Annotated in this window: 15 protein-coding genes; 10 read left to right on the top strand and 5 right to left on the bottom strand. The window is 69.6% G+C overall.

From position 1 onward, the window contains the following. Positions 1-443: 443 nt before the first annotated feature. Entirely contained in the window at positions 444-1,358 is a 915-nt protein-coding gene (bla, locus tag AC6CKD_RS26995; protein ID WP_498330667.1) for a class A beta-lactamase, read from the top strand. Between the two features lie 458 nt (positions 1,359-1,816). Here bla and AC6CKD_RS26990 read toward each other — a convergent pair whose 3' ends face one another. The 3 genes from AC6CKD_RS26990 to AC6CKD_RS26980 form a co-directional block, all read right to left on the bottom strand. Continuing rightward, positions 1,817-3,274: a catalase gene (locus AC6CKD_RS26990; protein WP_498330788.1), complete on the bottom strand. Its 1,458-nt coding sequence runs from the start codon at positions 3,272-3,274 to the stop codon at positions 1,817-1,819. Positions 3,275-3,518: 244 nt separating this feature from the next. Further along, positions 3,519-4,409: a 2-hydroxy-3-oxopropionate reductase gene (locus AC6CKD_RS26985; RefSeq protein WP_498330665.1), complete on the bottom strand. Its 891-nt coding sequence runs from the start codon at positions 4,407-4,409 to the stop codon at positions 3,519-3,521. Positions 4,410-4,483: 74 nt separating this feature from the next. After that, positions 4,484-5,317 (bottom strand): TIM barrel protein, encoded by an 834-nt coding sequence (locus AC6CKD_RS26980; RefSeq protein ID WP_498330664.1) that lies wholly within the window; start codon positions 5,315-5,317, stop codon positions 4,484-4,486. A 126-nt stretch (positions 5,318-5,443) separates the two neighbouring features. On the opposite strand from AC6CKD_RS26980, the gene AC6CKD_RS26975 reads away from it, so the two are divergent. The 7 genes from AC6CKD_RS26975 to AC6CKD_RS26945 all read left to right on the top strand — a co-directional run bounded on the left by AC6CKD_RS26975 (position 5,444) and on the right by AC6CKD_RS26945 (position 11,509). Further along, positions 5,444-5,695 carry a YkoF family thiamine-binding protein gene (locus AC6CKD_RS26975; RefSeq protein ID WP_498330662.1) on the top strand — a complete coding sequence of 84 codons (252 nt, stop codon included), beginning with the start codon at positions 5,444-5,446 and terminating at the stop codon, positions 5,693-5,695. After that, complete coding sequence (locus tag AC6CKD_RS26970; RefSeq protein ID WP_478690747.1) at positions 5,692-6,090, top strand: helix-turn-helix domain-containing protein; 399 nt, start codon at positions 5,692-5,694, stop codon at positions 6,088-6,090. The genes AC6CKD_RS26975 and AC6CKD_RS26970 overlap by 4 nt, the downstream gene beginning before the upstream one ends. 154 nt (positions 6,091-6,244) lie before the next feature. Next, positions 6,245-6,760: a 2-oxo-4-hydroxy-4-carboxy-5-ureidoimidazoline decarboxylase gene (gene uraD, locus AC6CKD_RS26965; protein ID WP_389699372.1), complete on the top strand. Its 516-nt coding sequence runs from the start codon at positions 6,245-6,247 to the stop codon at positions 6,758-6,760. Positions 6,761-6,768: 8 nt separating this feature from the next. Continuing rightward, positions 6,769-7,176, top strand: a complete 408-nt coding sequence (uraH, locus tag AC6CKD_RS26960; RefSeq protein WP_498330661.1) for a hydroxyisourate hydrolase — start codon at positions 6,769-6,771, stop codon at positions 7,174-7,176. A gap of 3 nt (positions 7,177-7,179) precedes the next feature. After that, positions 7,180-8,103, top strand: a complete 924-nt coding sequence (pucL, locus tag AC6CKD_RS26955) for a factor-independent urate hydroxylase (protein WP_327255912.1) — start codon at positions 7,180-7,182, stop codon at positions 8,101-8,103. A 208-nt stretch (positions 8,104-8,311) separates the two neighbouring features. Beyond that, entirely contained in the window at positions 8,312-9,715 is a 1,404-nt protein-coding gene (locus AC6CKD_RS26950; protein ID WP_498330660.1) for an 8-oxoguanine deaminase, read from the top strand. Between the two features lie 372 nt (positions 9,716-10,087). Then, complete coding sequence (locus AC6CKD_RS26945; protein WP_498330786.1) at positions 10,088-11,509, top strand: nucleobase:cation symporter-2 family protein; 1,422 nt, start codon at positions 10,088-10,090, stop codon at positions 11,507-11,509. A gap of 272 nt (positions 11,510-11,781) precedes the next feature. On the opposite strand, the gene AC6CKD_RS26940 is transcribed toward AC6CKD_RS26945, so the two are convergent. Continuing rightward, entirely contained in the window at positions 11,782-12,855 is a 1,074-nt protein-coding gene (locus AC6CKD_RS26940) for an Lrp/AsnC family transcriptional regulator (protein ID WP_498330659.1), read from the bottom strand. A 103-nt stretch (positions 12,856-12,958) separates the two neighbouring features. Between AC6CKD_RS26940 and AC6CKD_RS26935 the strand changes: the two genes are divergently transcribed. Then, positions 12,959-14,104, top strand: a complete 1,146-nt coding sequence (locus AC6CKD_RS26935; protein ID WP_498330658.1) for an ATP-binding protein — start codon at positions 12,959-12,961, stop codon at positions 14,102-14,104. A 66-nt stretch (positions 14,105-14,170) separates the two neighbouring features. Continuing rightward, a complete protein-coding gene (locus AC6CKD_RS26930; RefSeq protein WP_498330657.1) occupies positions 14,171-15,052 on the top strand; it encodes a hypothetical protein in 882 nt (293 codons plus the stop codon). A 37-nt stretch (positions 15,053-15,089) separates the two neighbouring features. Here AC6CKD_RS26930 and AC6CKD_RS26925 read toward each other — a convergent pair whose 3' ends face one another. Beyond that, positions 15,090-15,692, bottom strand: coding sequence for a 3'-5' exonuclease (locus tag AC6CKD_RS26925; protein ID WP_498330655.1), 603 nt, complete (start codon positions 15,690-15,692; stop codon positions 15,090-15,092). Positions 15,693-15,701: the final 9 nt, after the last annotated feature.

The raw sequence follows: 15,701 nt of genomic DNA, 5'->3' as shown, positions 1-15,701 counted from the left end.
AAGAGGATCGTCTGCTGGCGACGCCGGAGGGCTGGCGCTTCATGATCCAACCCGTGGAAGGCGGAATGCTCTGCGGGCGCCTGGACATTCCGATCGACACCGCCCCGCAAGACGCGCGAGCCGCTGCGGCAGTCATGGTGGTGGAACTCGCACGCGACGTCCACGACACCGACGTCGAGGTGACCTGGGATCCGCCCCTGGAGCCTTGGTCATGGACCGCCCAAGTAACCCTCGTAACCGGGATCGAACCCGTCCCGTCGGGCGCCGGAGGTTAAGCGGCAAGCTGAGTACGGGTACTCATGCATGCGTCTACGAGGCGCGCAAGGGTGGCGGGAGCGCCATGAGCCGGGCGCCTCGCTTGGCGGGTGTCGCATCCGTCGCGGATCCAGCCCGGCAGCCGTGTGCGTCGACGTACGTCATGACCGCCTCAGAAGGGGAACACCTTGCGCACCCCAGGACCACGCCCGTCCCGCCGCACCGTGCTCGCTCTCGGCGCCGGCGCGGCGCTCTCCGCCGCCCTGCCCCTCGGAGCAACGGCGCACGCCTTACCCGCCGGGGACGGCATCACCTCAAGGCTGAGGGAGGTTGAGCGGCAGCACTCCGCCCGCCTCGGCGTCTTCGCCCGCAACATGCGCACCGGCAGGACGGTGGCGTACCGGGCCGACGAACGCTTCCCGATGTGCTCCCTGTTCAAGACGATCGCCGCCGCCGCCGTGTTGCGCGACCTCGACCGCGACGGCGAGTTCCTGGCCAAGCGCATCCGGTACGCCGCAGAGTACGTAGAGAAGTCGGGCTACTCCCCGGAAACCGGCAAGGCCGAGAACCTCGAAGCCGGCATGACCGTCGCCCAACTGTGCGACGCGGCCATCTGCCACAGCGACAACACCGCAGGAAACCTGCTGCTCCGCGAACTGGGGGGACCGGCCGCCATCACCCGCTTCTGCCGCTCGATCGGGGACGGCAGGACCCGGCTCGATCGCTGGGAGCCCGAACTCAACTCGGCAGAACCGTGGCGCGTCACCGACACCACCACCCCCCGCGCCATCGGCAGGACCTACGCGCACCTCGCGCTCGGTGACGCACTCGTACCCCGGGACCGGGAGCGGCTCGTCGGCTGGCTGCTCGCCAACACGACCAGCGGCGACAGATTCCGCGCGGGCCTCCCCGCCGACTGGATTCTCGCCGACAAGACCGGCGGCGGGAGGTACGGGGGCAACAACGACGCGGGCATCACCTGGCCCCCGGACGGCACGCCCATCGTGATGGCCGTCCTGACGGCCAAGCACGAGGAAGACGCCCCGGCCGACCACCTGCTGGTGGCCGAGACCGCCGCATTGCTGGCGGCGGAACTCGTCTAGAAGAGCGCTCTGGAAGACCGCGGCACACGATGCTCGCGGTCTCCGGGCATGCCGAAGAGCCGAGTCACGGGACCGTCCGTGACTCGGCTCTTTGAGTGTGTGTTGCTTGTGTCGCTTGTTACCGCCCGACGGTACGAGGCTGGCGCGACAGGACGTTCGCACCGCCGGGCGGAGAGGGTGGGGGAGGTTCTCGTCTATATGCAGGGGACTCTGTGCGTGTCCCCTGTATATAGAGGAGTGGTTTGGCTGGGACCGTGGCGAACGGCGACGAGAACTCCGGCTTCGTCTCCCTCAGGTCAAGAGACGGGCCTCGGAACCCATTACCACCGCACTGGCTCGCACGCTCGCCACGGTCCTCGTCCTGCCCTCACCGCGTACCACCCCTCATCCGGGTTCGCGGTGTGGGCTCAGCACCCGGATCCTGACCTCCCGTCAGGATCCCGGCGCAGCCTTGGGGCTCAGGCGTCGCGCAGGGCGCGGACGGCCTCCTCGACGCGCTTGCCGTAGTCGGCGTCCGCGGCGTGGAAGTGAGCCAGGTTCTTCTCGATGACGTCCTCGAGGGTGACCTGAGACAGGCCGCCGGCGATGGTCGCCACCAGACGCTGCTTCTCGGCCTCCGACATCAGGCGGTAGAGCTCACCGGCCTGGAAGAAGTCGTCGTCCTTGGTGTGGGCCGGAGCCTCGTGGGTGCCCGTGTAGCCGGAGACGGCCTTCGGGGCGCCCAGCGCCAGACCGGTCTCGGCCGGACCCTGGTGCGAGTTGGGCTCGTAGTTCTTGTCGTAGCGCGAGCCGTTGCGCAGCGCCATGACGCCGTCGCGGCCGTAGTTGTCGGCCTTCGTCGCCTTCGGAGCGTTGACCGGGATCAGGGTGTGGTTCACACCGAGGCGGTAGCGCTGGGCGTCGGCGTACGCGAAGAGGCGGCCCTGGAGCATCTTGTCCGGCGAGGCGGTGATGCCCGGGACGAAGTTGTTCGGGGAGAACGCGGCCTGCTCGACCTCGGCGAAGACGTTGTCCGGGTTGCGGTCGAGGACCAGACGGCCCACGCGCTGCAGCGGGTAGTCGCTGTGCGGCCACACCTTGGTGAGGTCGAACGGGTTGAAGCGGTAGTCCGCGGCCTCGGAGGCCGGCATGACCTGGACGTACAGGGTCCAGCTCGGGTTCACACCGCGCTCGATGGCCTGCAGCAGGTCGGTCTGGTGCGAGTTGGCGTCGGAGCCGACGAGCTCGGCGGCCTGCTCGCCCGACAGGCAGCGGATGCCCTGGTTCGTCTTGAAGTGGTACTTGACGAAGAAGGCCTCGCCCTGCGCGTTGGTCCACTGGTACGTGTGGGAGCCGTAGCCGTTCATGTGGCGGTACGACGCCGGGATGCCGCGGTCACCCATCAGCCAGGTGATCTGGTGCGTCGCCTCGGGGGCGTGCGCCCAGAAGTCCCAGACGTTGTCCGCTTCCTGCTTGCCCGTGAAGGGGTCGCGCTTCTGGGAGTGGATGAAGTCGGGGAACTTGATCGGGTCCTTGATGAAGAACACCGGGGTGTTGTTGCCGACGAGGTCGTAGTTGCCCTCTTCGGTGTAGAACTTCAGCGCGAAGCCGCGCGGGTCGCGGACCGCGTCCGCGCCACCCAGCGAGTCGGCCACGGTGGAGAACCGCAGGAAGGTCTCGGTCTTCTTGCCGACCGTGTTCAGGAACGCGGCGCTGGTGTACGCCGTGACGTCGTCGGTCACCTCGAAGTAGCCGTACGCGGCAGAGCCGCGGGCGTGGACCACGCGCTCCGGGATGCGCTCGCGGTTGAAGCGGGCGAGCTTCTCAAGGAGCTGCTGGTCCTGGACCAGGAGCGGGCCACCGACGCCGGCGGTAGCGGAGTTCTGGTTGTCGGCGACCGGGGCGCCAGACTCGGTCGTCAGCGTGCGCTTCGACATGGTGACCTTCCGTACGGGGAACTGCTGACGGAATCCGTCTTCCGTCATGCGGAACAGCCTAATTTCGGCATGAACTCGACGTCAACAGTTTGTTGAAAGAAAGAGTGGAGGAGAGGTAATCCGGACGGTGCCGGCACTTGGGCGCGACAGGACAGGTGTCAGCACCGGCACCATCCGGAAACTCAGGGCCCCGCTAGCGGGGCGGGTGGCGGCCCGGTGAGCGGGCCGCCTGTCCGAGCGGAGCTCAGATCTGGGCGCCGGAGAGGCGCTCGACCGCGCGCAGCAGCGCGGAGTGGTCCAGGCCACCGTCACCCTGGGCGCGCAGCGAGGCGACCAGCTGGGCGACGACCGCGCCGACCGGGAGGGCCGCACCGACGTTGCGGGCGGCGTCGGTGACGATGCCCATGTCCTTGTGGTGCAGGTCGATCCGGAAGCCGGGCTTGAAGTCGCGGTTCAGGAAGTTGGCCTTCTTGCGGGTCAGGACCGTGGAGCCGGCCAGACCGCCGTTGAGCACGTCCAGAGCGGCTTCGAGGTTCACGCCCGACTTCTCGAGGAAGACGACGGCCTCGGCGCACGCCTGGATGTTCACCGCGACGATGAGCTGGTTGGCGGCCTTCACCGTCTGGCCGGAGCCGTGCGGGCCACACAGGACGATGACCTTGCCGAGGGCCTCGAGGACCGGCAGGGCCTCGTCGAAGTCGGCCTGGTCGCCACCCACCATGATCGACAGGACGGCCTCGATGGCACCGGCCTCGCCACCGGACACCGGGGCGTCGATGACGCGGATGCCCTTGGCGGCGGCGTTCTTCGCCAGGTCGATCGAGGTCTGCGGGGTGATCGACGACATGTCGATGATCAGCGCGCCGGACTTGGCGTTCTCGAGGATGCCGTTCTCACCGTAGGAGATGGCCTCGACCTGCGGGGAGGCGGGCACCATCGTGATGATCACGTCGGCGTCCTTGACCGCGTCGGCGATCGAGCCGGCGACAGCGCCACCGGCCGCGGCCAGGCGGTCCAGCTTGTCCTGCTCCAGCGTGAAGCCGGTGACCGAGTAGCCGGCCTTCAGGAGGTTCTCGGCCATGGGGGAGCCCATGATTCCGAGACCGATCCACGCAATGTTGGGGAGGTTGCTCATGATGAGGGTCCTTCTCTTAATGCTTCGTACGAAAAGTTCGTCAGGTGCCTGGCTGTTCGCCCGGACTTTTCCGCCTACTTCGCGGCGCGGGCCTCGGCGGGCAGCCACGCGAAGGAGGCGGCGGCGTCGGCGGCCTTGTACTCGAGACCGACAAAGCCCTGGTAGCCGGCCTTCTGGAGCTGGTCGAGCAGTTCTTCGAGGGGCAGCTCGCCGGTGCCGGGGGCACCGCGGCCGGGCTTGTCCGCGATCTGGACGTGTCCGGTCTTGGCGGCGTACTTTTCGATGACCTCGGAGAGGTCCTCATCGTTCATCGCCAGGTGGTACAGGTCGAGCAGGAACTTGGCGTTCCCGAACCCGGTGGCCTCGTTCACCTTGTCCACTACCTCGATGCCGGCCGGGGCGCTCACCAGGGGGTAGAGCGGCGACTCGGGCTTGTTGAGGGTCTCGATCAGGAGGATCGCGCCGACGCGGTCCGCGGCCTGAGCCGCCACGACCAGGTTCTTCAGCGCGAGCTCGTCCTGAACGGCCGGGTCCACGCCTTCGACGCGGTTGCCGTACAGGGCGTTCAGCGCCTTGCAGCCGACCGAGGCGGCGAAGTCCGCAGCCACGTTGATGTTGGCGTTGAAGCGCTCCGACTCCTCACCGGGAACCGATACCGCACCGCGGTCGGGCCCCGGCAGCTGGCCGGCGTAGAAGTTCAGGCCCACCAGCTGGGTGCCGGCGTCCTCAAGAGCGGTCTTGAGGGCGTCGAGCTCCTCCTGAGCGGGGGTGGGGGTCTCGATCCAGGGCCACCACAGCTCGACCGCCGTGAAGCCCGCTGCGGCGGCGGCCGCGGGACGCTCCAGGAGCGGGAGTTCCGTGAAGAGGATCGAAAGATTTACATCGAAGCGCTGGTCCGTGTATCCCATGAGGGGTGTGCGCTCCTTCCGTATTGCGGAAGTTAGTTTCTGCCTGATGGAAGACTGCAAGCAGGGCGGCCTGCTTGTCAAGTGCCGCCTCCCGAAAAGTCCGGACTGCCAGGTAGCTTGAGCGGCGTGCGATTGAGAGTGGAGTTCACGACCGAGCCCTTCGATCTAGAAGAGGCCCCCGCCCATGCCGTAGCCGCTCGCGAGGTCATCCAGACGGCCCAGCTGGACGCGGTGGACGTCGGCCCGTTCGGCAATACGGCCGAGGGGGAGTCCGAAGCGGTGCTGACCGCGGTCACCGCGCTGCTGCGCGACTCCCTGGAGGCCGGAGCCACGCGCGTCTCGCTGCAGGTCAATGTGATCGGGGAGGACACGCCATGACCGAGCCCCGGGACCACCCCTTCGTCGCCGCGGTCAAGCCGCTGGTGGACGCGATGGGAGGCGAGCTGATGGATCCGTCCCTGGCCCAGCCCGACGACGTCGTGCTCGCCTGGGAGGGTCAGGACCTGCTCGCCGTGCGACTTCCGCAGCTCTCGGACTCGCTGGACCACATCCTGGCGGCGCTGGAGCGCCGGCACGGCGTACCGTTGTCCCAGCTCGACCGGAAGTCCAAGCAGGACGTCGTACGGATACTGGAGGCGCGCGGCGCCTTCTCGGTCCGGCACGGTGTGGAAACGGTCGCGGGAGCCCTGGGCGTCAGCCGCTTCACGGTCTACAACTACCTGAACCGGGACTCGAGCACTCCCAAAGGGTCCGCCGCGACCAACCAAGAGTGAATCCTGATTGACCCACCGTGACGAGCCGCCGCCCAATTCACCCGGGCGGCGGCTTTTGTGTACGGGAAGTTTCAACAAAGTGTTGACGCCGTGTTGTCGAGGGCGTTAGCTATGCGCAGCCCGTCAAAGCAACAACAGGCCACGGAGGCCTACCGTGACTTCGAGTCCGACCCCGGGTCTCACCCGGTTCAACGCCTTGGACGACAGCGCGGCCACGGCCGAGCTGCACGAGGTGTGTGCCAGCTCGGCATGGGGCAGCAAGCTGCTCGCCCAGCGCCCCTTCACCAGCGTCGAAACCCTGTTCTCCGCGAACGAGGCCGCCATGGCCGAGCTCACCGCGGAGGACTTGGGCGAGGCGATGGGCGGACACGCGCCGATCGGCCGGCCGAAGCCGGGAGACCCGACCTCCGCCCGCGAACAGCGTGGCATGGCCGGTGCCTCGGAGGAGCTCAAGACCGAGCTCCTCGAACTGAACCTGGCCTACCAGGACAAGTTCGGCCACGTCTTCCTCATCTGCGCCACCGGTGCGACCGGTGAGTTCATGCGGGACGCGGTCAAGGTCCGGATCGAGAACTCGCCGGAACAGGAGCGGGAAATCGCTCGTGGCGAGCTCGTCAAGATCAACCGGATTCGCCTGACCCGCCTCGTGGAATCCGTAGAAGGAGAGTAAGACCGAGCATGAGCACTGAGACCACCGCGTCGGTGTCCACGCACATCCTGGACACCAGCATCGGAAAGCCCGCCGAAGGCGTCGCGATCTCCCTGTCGGCCCGCACGGGCCTCGACGGCGAGTGGGCGGCCCTGGGCGGATCCGCCACCGATGCCGACGGGCGCTGCAAGGACCTGCCGGCGCTGCCGGAGGGCACCACCCACGTGCGCCTCGACTTCCAGACCGAGACGTATTTCGTGAGTAAGCACCGTTCCAAGAAGCAAGCCGCCGAGGCACAGCAGGACGCCCCCCGCGTAAGGGACAGCGGTGCGTTCTTCCCCGAGGTCACCATCACCTTCGCGGTGAACCCGGGCGAGCACTATCACGTACCGCTGCTGCTCAACCCGTTCGGCTACTCCGTTTACCGAGGGAGCTAGCACATGGCCACCATTCTGGGCCAGAACCAGTACGGCAAAGCAGAGAACCGCGTAGTCAAGATCACGCGGGACGGCGACACCCACCACATCAAGGACCTGAACGTCTCGGTCGCCCTCTCGGGCGACATGGACGACGTGCACTACTCCGGCTCGAACGCCAACGTCCTGCCGACGGACACCACCAAGAACACGGTGTACGCGTTCGCCAAGGAGTACGGCATCGAGTCCGCCGAGCAGTTCGGCATCCACCTGGCGCGCTGGTTCGTCAACAGCCAGGAGCCGATCCAGAAGGCCCGCATCCGGATCGAGGAGTACTCCTGGTCCCGGATCGCGACCTCGGACGCGAACTCCAAGTTCATCGGCTCCGACGAGGTGAACCACTCCTTCGTCCGCGAGGGCATGGAGACCCGCGTCACCCAGATCACGTACGACGGCAAGAACTGGGAGGTCATCTCCGGCCTCAAGGACCTGGTCGTCATGAACTCCACGAACTCCGAGTTCTGGGGTTACGTGAAGGACAAGTACACGACCCTGAAGGAGGCCTACGACCGCATCCTGGCGACCCAGGTTTCGGCTCGCTGGCGCTTCGCCTGGTCGGATGACGAGCAGCGGATGCCCAACTGGGAGAAGTCCTACGCCGAGACCCGGAAGCACATGCTCCAGGCCTTCGCGGAGACGTACTCCCTGTCGCTGCAGCAGACCCTGTACCAGATGGGTTCGCGCATCATCAACCACCGTTCGGAGATCGACGAGGTTCGCTTCTCGCTCCCGAACAAGCACCACTTCCTCGTCGACCTCGAGCCCTTCGGTCTCAAGAACGACAACGAGGTCTACTTCGCCGCGGACCGCCCGTACGGTCTGATCGAGGCGACGGTCCTGCGCGACGGCGTGGACGCCCGCATCCCCGTGGACATGACCAACCTCTGATGTGGCACGCGCGTCCCGGGGCTCCGCAGTGGCCCCGGGGCGGCGCGACACCTGTCAGCACTTTCAACACTTAGAACTTCCTGAATCGGCACCCGGACGCACCACACGGGGCGGCAGTACTGTCAGCTGTCAAGGCCCCCGGCTCCGGCACTCAAATCCCCTGGGTTTTGCCGTGCCCGCACCGCCACTGAAAGCACGAGGAAGTCCCATGGCAGCATCGGCAGCCAATGACAGCGCCGTAGAGCGCATCGTCATCGAAAACTGTGCGATTGCGACCGTCGACGCCAACGACACCGAGTACGCCTCGGGTCACGTGGTGCTCGCCGGTAACAAGATCGAGTTCGTCGGCGCGGGCAAGGCCCCCGAGAACCTCGAGAACGTCGTCCGCCGCATCGACGGCACCGGGCACCTCGTGACCCCCGGTCTGGTCAACACGCACCACCACTTCTACCAGTGGATCACGCGTGGCCTGGCCACCGACCACAACCTCTTCAACTGGCTGGTCGCGCTGTACCCGACGTGGGCGCGCATCGACGAGCAGATGACGTACACGGCCGCGCAGGGCTCCCTCGCCGCGATGGCCAAGGGTGGCGTCACCACCGCGATGGACCACCACTACGTCTTCCCCAAGGGTTCGGGCGACCTCTCCGGGTCGATCATCCGCGCCGCGTCCGAGATGGGCGTCCGCTTCACCCTCGCCCGCGGTTCGATGGACCGCAGCGAGAAGGACGGCGGCCTGCCGCCGGACCACGCGGTCGAGACCCTCGAAGGTGCCCTCGCGGACACCGAGGCGACCGTGAAGAAGCACCACGACGCCTCCTTCGACGCGATGACCCAGGTCGCCGTCGCCCCGTGCTCCCCCTTCTCCGTCTCCACCGAGCTGCTGAAGCAGGGCGCCGAGATGGCCCGCCGCCTGGGTGTGCGCATGCACACGCACGGCTCGGAGACCGTCGAGGAAGAGCAGTTCTGCAAGGAACTGTTCGGCATGGGCCCCACCGACTACTTCGAGTCGACCGGCTGGCTCGGCGAGGACGTGTGGATGGCGCACAGCGTCCACATGAACGACTCCGACATCGCCGCGTTCGCCCGTACCAAGACCGGTGTCGCGCACTGCCCGTCCTCCAACGCCCGTCTGGCCGCCGGCATCGCCCGCGTCCCGGACATGCTCGCCGCCGGTGTCCCGGTCGGCCTCGGCGTGGACGGCACCGCCTCGAACGAGTCCGGTGAGCTGCACACCGAGCTGCGCAACGCGCTGCTGATCAACCGTCTGAACCCGGTCCACCGCGAGCGCGCCCTGAACGCCCGCCAGGCCCTGCGCCTCGGTACGTTCGGTGGCGCCCAGGTCCTCGGCCGCGCCTCGAACATCGGTTCGCTGGAGGTCGGCAAGTGCGCCGACCTGGTGCTCTGGAACCTGAACACCCTCCTGCACTCTTCGATCGCCGACCCGGTCACCGCGCTGGTCTTCGGTGCGGCGGCCCCGGTCACCGCGTCGTTCGTCAACGGCAAGCAGATCGTCGAGAACAACCGTCTCCTCTTCGCCGACGAGGACGCCATCGCCGTGTCCACGCGGGAAGAGGCCCAGCGCCTCGCGCGGATCTCCGCGCAGGCCTGATCCCACGGAGTCCGGCCGGGGGGGACGGCCCCCGGCCGGCGGCCGCGGACCCGAGCGGGGTCCGCGGCAGCTGTTCCCGGGTAGCGCCCGAGGATTTTTCCTGGGGCGCCCCGGGGGCGGTGACCCGTGCCACGTGTCCCGCAGCTCGTGAACCGCGCCACTGCCACGGCACCGCCGGCTCATTTTTGACTTCCGCACCCGCGGCCCTCGGGCCGAACCGCGTGGAAACGCCTCGGGCGAATCGTTTCCGCGCTCCTTGGGACAAGCATGCGCAGCACCCACAACTCCATACAGCTCGACTCGCACAGCTTTCGCACCACCTCCCAGACACATCACGTCCCTGCCGACGTGTTAAACAGTTCGGAGGAAGCCGTGGCCCAGGCGCCCAGGTTTCGCAAAGACGCAGTCGCAGTACCGCAGGCCGCAGGCGACTCGGTCGCAGGCAGCTCAGGGGAGAAGCACCCGGTCGACGAGACCTTGCCCCCACTGAAAATGTTCACCAGCGGTCTCCAGCACGTAGCCGCCATGTACGCGGGTGTAGTCGCCCCGCCCATGATCGTCGGCCCGGCCGTGGGCCTCTCCGCCACCGAGACCGCCTTCCTGATGGGCGCCTCGCTCTTCACCGCAGGGCTCGCCACCCTCCTCCAGACCCTCGGGTTCTGGAAGATCGGCGCCAAACTCCCCTTCGTGAACGGCGTTTCCTTCGCCGGTGTGACCCCGATGATCGCCATCGGAAAGGGGGAGGGCGACAACGCCATCCCGATCATCTTCGGCGCGATCATCGTCGCCGGAATCCTCGGCTACTTCGCCGCCCCGTACTTCGGCAAACTGGTCCGGTTCTTCCCACCGGTCGTCACCGGTACGGTCATCACCCTGATCGGCGTCTCACTGCTCCCCGTGGCCTTCAACTGGTCCCAGGGCGGCAACAGCACCGCCACCGACTACGGCTCGATGAAGAACATCGCCATGGCCGCCGCCACCCTCGCGATCGTCCTGTTGATGCGCAAGTTCCTGCGAGGCTTCCTCCAGCAGATCTCCATCCTCCTCGGCCTGGTCGTCGGCACGCTCATAGCGCTGCCGCTGGGCATGACGAACTTCGACGCCGTCGCGAACGCCGATCTCGTCGGCTTCCCGACCCCGTTCCACTTCGGGGCCCCGCAGTTCCAGGTCGCCGCGATCATCTCCATGTGCATCGTGATGCTCGTGTGCATGACCGAGTCCACCGCCGACATCCTCGCGCTGGGCAAGATCGTGGGCCGCCCGGCGGACGCGAAGACCATTGAGGGCGGCCTGCGCGCCGACACCCTGGGCAGCGCGCTCAGCCCGCTGTTCAACGGCTTCATGTGCAGTGCCTTCGCGCAGAACATCGGCCTGGTCGCCATGACCAAAGTCCGCAGCCGGTTCGTGGTCGCGGCCGGCGGCGGCATCCTGATCCTGCTGGGCCTGTGTCCGATCGCCGCCTCCGTCATCGGAGTCGTACCGCTGCCGGTCCTCGGCGGCGCGGGCATCGTCCTCTTCGGTTCGGTGGCCGCCAGCGGCATCCAGACCCTGGCCGGCGCGGCCATGGAGAAGGGCGAGAACGCCCTGATCGTCGCCGCCTCCCTCGGCATCGGCCTGATCCCGATCGCGGCCCCCGGCTTCTACCACGCCTTCCCCGAGGACCTGCTGGTCGTCCTCGACTCCGGCATCAGCACCGGCTGCGTCGTGGCCATCCTGCTGAACCTGGCCTTCAACCACCTCGGCGCCAAGAAGGGATCGGCCTCGGTCGCCCCGGATCCGGTGCTGGTGCACTGACCGGGCCGTGCCCGGCCGGTGTTGCACTGACCGGGCCGTGCCCGGCCCGTGCGCGGGATACGGCGGTGCGTACGTCACCCACTGCGGGGTTGGCGTCCGCACCGCCGTACGCGTCTTCGGCGCGGGCACCGGGCCGGTGGGGACGGCGGGTGACGGCGCGGGCGGGCTCCGGCCCAGGTCCCCGGGGCTCCGCCCCGGACCCCGCGCCTCACACGCCGGCGGGGCTGGAACTGGCCCTGCGGGTAACCGGTAACCCGAACCCTTGAAGCAGCTCACACGCCGCCGGGGCAGGAACTGCCCACGTCCGGATCCGACCAGATGTCCGGGGAGACCGTGCGCACCCGGTGGCCGCGCCGGTCCAGTTCCTGGGCCTCCGACTTGCGGACCTGCAGGGCCACCGCGGAGTCCGTGATGCGCAGGCCCGGCAGCCGTCGGGTGAGCTCCGCCGTGTAGCGGGAGAGGTCCTCCACCGTGCGCAGCCTGGCGCTGATCATGAAGTTCCAGGGACCGCTGACGGACATGCAGATACGGGTCTCGCGCAGCCCCGCGGCCACCGCCGCGCAGTCGGCGAGCTCGAACTCGGAGGCCTCCGCCCACAGCGTCGCCGACACCGGCCAGCCCGACAGCCCGGAGGCCAGCGCGCAGCTGTAGCGCAGGCTCAGTCCGCCCTCCAGCCGCGCCAGCCGGCGCCGTACGGTCGACTCGCTCATCCCGAACTCCCGGGCCAGCGAGGCAACGCTGCGCCGCGCGTCCGAGGCCAGGGCGAGGACCAGCGGCCGGTCCTCCTCCTGGAGCGGCGCCACCGCCGGCCGGTCCGGGCCGCCGGCCGCCGCCGGCCGCCGGGTCCGGTTGGTCAGCAGGCCGATCTGGGCCGGCGTGAGCTGGTCCAGGCGCCAGCGGTCGGGGGCGTAGTGCACCGCCGTCACCATCGAGGTGCGGGTGCCGACCACGCCCGGTATCCGCTGGACCCGGGAGGACAGGTAGGAGTACAGCGTGGGCAGGTCGGGTACGGCCACGAAGACGAGCAGGTCCCGGCTCCCGGTGGTGTGCTCGACCCCCAGGGCGTGCGGATCCGCCACGAGAATGTCCCCCACCGAAGGCGAGGTGCCCGCGGTGCAGGTGACCTCCACCCACGCCATACAGGGCTTCGTGACGCCGGTGCGCAACCCGAGTCCGCTCAGCCAGGCCTCGCCGGATTCGGTCAGCCGCTCCCAGCGGCGCGCCAGGGTGTCCGGCCGCGCGCCGAGGACCGGACCCAGCAGTTCCCAGCTCGCGCGGGGTGCGAGCTGGAGTGCGTGGACGAGTGCCCGGTCCGTGTCGTCGATGGCGGAAATGGCCGAGTTCATACCCTCCCCTTGGTGGTTCTCCCGGTCGGTGACGGGACAACGGGATTATCAGCCGATCATCTCTCTTTGTGCGTTCAACTGTTGACCACGTGACGGTCTGGACGTGTCGGACATGGCGGGAGGATGTGTGGGGGAGGCCGGCTCGGGCGTGCGGCAGGCGGTGCCCGCCGAGTTGTCGAGCTTCATCGGGCGGGAGCGGGAGCTCTCCGCCCTCGCCTCGCTGCTCGCCACCGAACGCCTGGTCACGCTCACCGGACCGGCCGGCATCGGCAAGACCCGGCTCGCGGTGCGCACCGTGCGCACACTGGGCGCCCGGGACGGTCTGGACGCCGTATGGGCGGAGCTCGGCGCCCTGCCCGAGCGGTGCTGGGACGGTCTCGGAGCGGACCTGGCCGACCGCCTCGCGGGGCGCGACGCGCTGCTCGTGCTCGACGGCTGCGAACAGCTCGGGGAGGCCGGCGCGGGGCTCGCCGCCGAGCTGCTGCGGCGCCTGCCGGGGCTGCGGATTCTGGCCACCTCGCAGCGACGGCTGCGGATCTCCGGGGAAGCGGTGCTCGCCGTACCGCCGCTGTCGGTGCCGACCGCGCCCTCCGTGCAGCCGCTGCCCGCGGCGCCGTCGGTCCTGCCGGGGCAGGCCGCACCCGACCCCGTCCGGCGGTTCCCGGTGGCCGACGTCGCCGGCTACGCGGCCGTACGGCTCTTCGAGGAGCGGGCGCGCGGCGCCGACCCCTTCTTCGAGCTGACCGACCGCAATGCGGGCGCCGTGGCCGCGCTGTGCCGGGCGCTCGACGGGATCCCGGGCGCCCTGGAGCTCGCGGCGGGGCGCTCGCACCAGTACGCCCCCGCGCAGGCGCTCCGCAGACTCGGCTCCGACCCCCTGGGCTTCCTCGCCGGCGGCGCCGGCCGCAGCACCCGGGTCGACGCGGAACGCTCGCTGAGGCTTGCCTCGCCCGCCGAACGGCTGCTCTGGGAGCGGCTCTCGGTGTTCGCGGGCTCCTTCGACCGGACGGCCGTCGCCGAGGTGTGCGGTTTCGGGGCGCTCTCCCCGGACACCGCCGTCGAGGCACTGCTCCGGCTGGCCCCGGGCCTGCTCGCGGACGCCGGGCCGGGCCGCTACCGGCTGCCCCTGTCCGTACGGGCCTACGCGGCCCGGCGGCTCGCGCACGGAGCCGCGGGCGACGGCGCGACGACGGCACGGCGCCACCGGGAGCGCTGCCGGGTGGTGGCGGAGCGGGCCGCGCAGCTGTGACGCGCCGGCGCGCAGCGGGAGGCGCGCGCCCTCGCCCTGCGGGAACTCCCCGACCTGCGCGCGGCGATGAACCCGCTGGCCGCCGGGGGGCCGGGCGCCGCCCTGGAGATCGCGGTGTCCCTGTGGTTCCTGTGGTCCGCGTGCGGGATGGCGTCGGAGGGGCGCCGGCACGTGGAACGGGCCCTGGCCGTACACCCCGCGCCCCGGCCCGCCCGGGCGCTGTGGCTCGCGGCGTGGCTGGTCGCCGCCTTCGGAGAGGCGGACGCCGCCGACCCGCTGCTGGTGGAGGCGTGGACCGAGGCCGTGCACGAGGGGGAGGACGCCTGCCTCGCCTACCTCGCGCACCTGCGCGGGACGATCGCGCTGTGGGAGGACCGGTACGAGGAAGCCGCGGCGGAGTACCGGGACGGCCTGGAACTCCTGCCGGCGCATCCCGAGTTCGGCCCCGGCAGGGAAGCGCTGCGGGCCGCGCAGACCCTGGCGGCCGCCCGTACGGACCCGGCCTCGGTCCCGGTCGAGGACCGCCCGCCGGACGGCACGGCCGATCCGTGGGCCGGCTCCTGGGTGAGCTACGCCCGTGCCCTGGTGCAGCGCCACGAGGGCCGCCCGGCGGCAGCCCGTACCGAACTGCTCAGCGCGCTGCGGACCCAGTTCGCGCTGGACGACACGCTCGGGCAGGTCTTCTCGGTGGAACTCCTCGCCGAACTGGAGGCGGACCAGGGCCGCTACGCCGAAGCCGCCCGCCTCCTCGGCGCGGTCTCCCGCACCCGGCCGCACGCGGCCCGGGCGCCGGGTGTCCAGCACACGGTCCGCACCCGCCTCACCCCGCAGGCCTTCCGCGCGGCCTACACCTCCGGAGCCCGGACGCCCCTGCGCGAACTGCTGACGGAGCTGAGGGAGCTGACAGAGCTGACAGGGCTGACGGGACCGGCGGAGCCGACGGGCTGAGCGGGCGCCACCGTGTGGCTCCGGCCGGGGAGTCCGGTCACGCCGGCGGGACGGGCTGCACCCACGCCATCAGGTTGCTCATCAGCTCGGCCTGCTCGACCGCGTCGTCCAGCGCGTGATGGGTGTGCGGCCGGCGGGAGAGCAGCTCGCGCGGCATGCGCCCCTTGACGGCCGCGCGGAGCGGTACCCGGGCCTTGACCGCGTACAGGGTCTTCATGTCCAGGCAGCCCGAGTGTCCGAAGGGGCTCTCGCCGCCGAAGCTCATGAAGTACCAGTACAGGAAGGTCCAGTCGAAGGAGGCCGGGTACGCGCACATCACCGGCTGGGCCCCGGACGAGACCTCCCGCACCCATGCGCGGAACTCCGCCATGGCGACGGCCGGTTCGGCCCCCTCGCGGAGCAGCCGCTCCCGGTCCAGCCCGCTGACGGCGAGGGCCTCCGGTACGTACGCCTCGCTGATGGGGCGCAACTCCCGGTAGAAGGTGTCCTGTTCCGGATCGGCGGCCGTATACGAAGCCCCGTCCTGCCGCCCCGCCACGGCGGCCCCGAAGCTGATCATCGAGTACGGGCCGGGGATGGGCCCGTCGGCCTCGATGTCGACGGAGATGTAGAGACTGGGACGCGCGCCGCGGACTGTCATGCGCGAGAG

The organism is Streptomyces sp. GQ60 (assembly GCF_059758875.1).
The sequence above is the reverse complement of the archived record's forward strand: the minus strand, read 5'-3'. Positions and strand labels throughout refer to the sequence as shown.

Bases quoted from the DNA above. Each gene is read 5' to 3' on its own strand.
- AC6CKD_RS26970 (WP_478690747.1), top strand. From the start codon at position 5,692: ATGACCGAGCCCCGGGACCACCCCTTCGTCGCCGCGGTCAAGCCGCTG.
- AC6CKD_RS26980 (WP_498330664.1), bottom strand. From the start codon at position 5,317: ATGGGATACACGGACCAGCGCTTCGATGTAAATCTTTCGATCCTCTTC.
- AC6CKD_RS26990 (WP_498330788.1), bottom strand. From the start codon at position 3,274: ATGTCGAAGCGCACGCTGACGACCGAGTCTGGCGCCCCGGTCGCCGAC.
- AC6CKD_RS26985 (WP_498330665.1), bottom strand. From the start codon at position 4,409: ATGAGCAACCTCCCCAACATTGCGTGGATCGGTCTCGGAATCATGGGC.
- AC6CKD_RS26940 (WP_498330659.1), bottom strand. From the start codon at position 12,855: ATGAACTCGGCCATTTCCGCCATCGACGACACGGACCGGGCACTCGTC.
- AC6CKD_RS26930 (WP_498330657.1), top strand. From the start codon at position 14,171: ATGAACCCGCTGGCCGCCGGGGGGCCGGGCGCCGCCCTGGAGATCGCG.
- AC6CKD_RS26925 (WP_498330655.1), bottom strand. From the start codon at position 15,692: ATGACAGTCCGCGGCGCGCGTCCCAGTCTCTACATCTCCGTCGACATC.
- uraH (WP_498330661.1), top strand. From the start codon at position 6,769: ATGAGCACTGAGACCACCGCGTCGGTGTCCACGCACATCCTGGACACC.
- pucL (WP_327255912.1), top strand. From the start codon at position 7,180: ATGGCCACCATTCTGGGCCAGAACCAGTACGGCAAAGCAGAGAACCGC.
- AC6CKD_RS26950 (WP_498330660.1), top strand. From the start codon at position 8,312: ATGGCAGCATCGGCAGCCAATGACAGCGCCGTAGAGCGCATCGTCATC.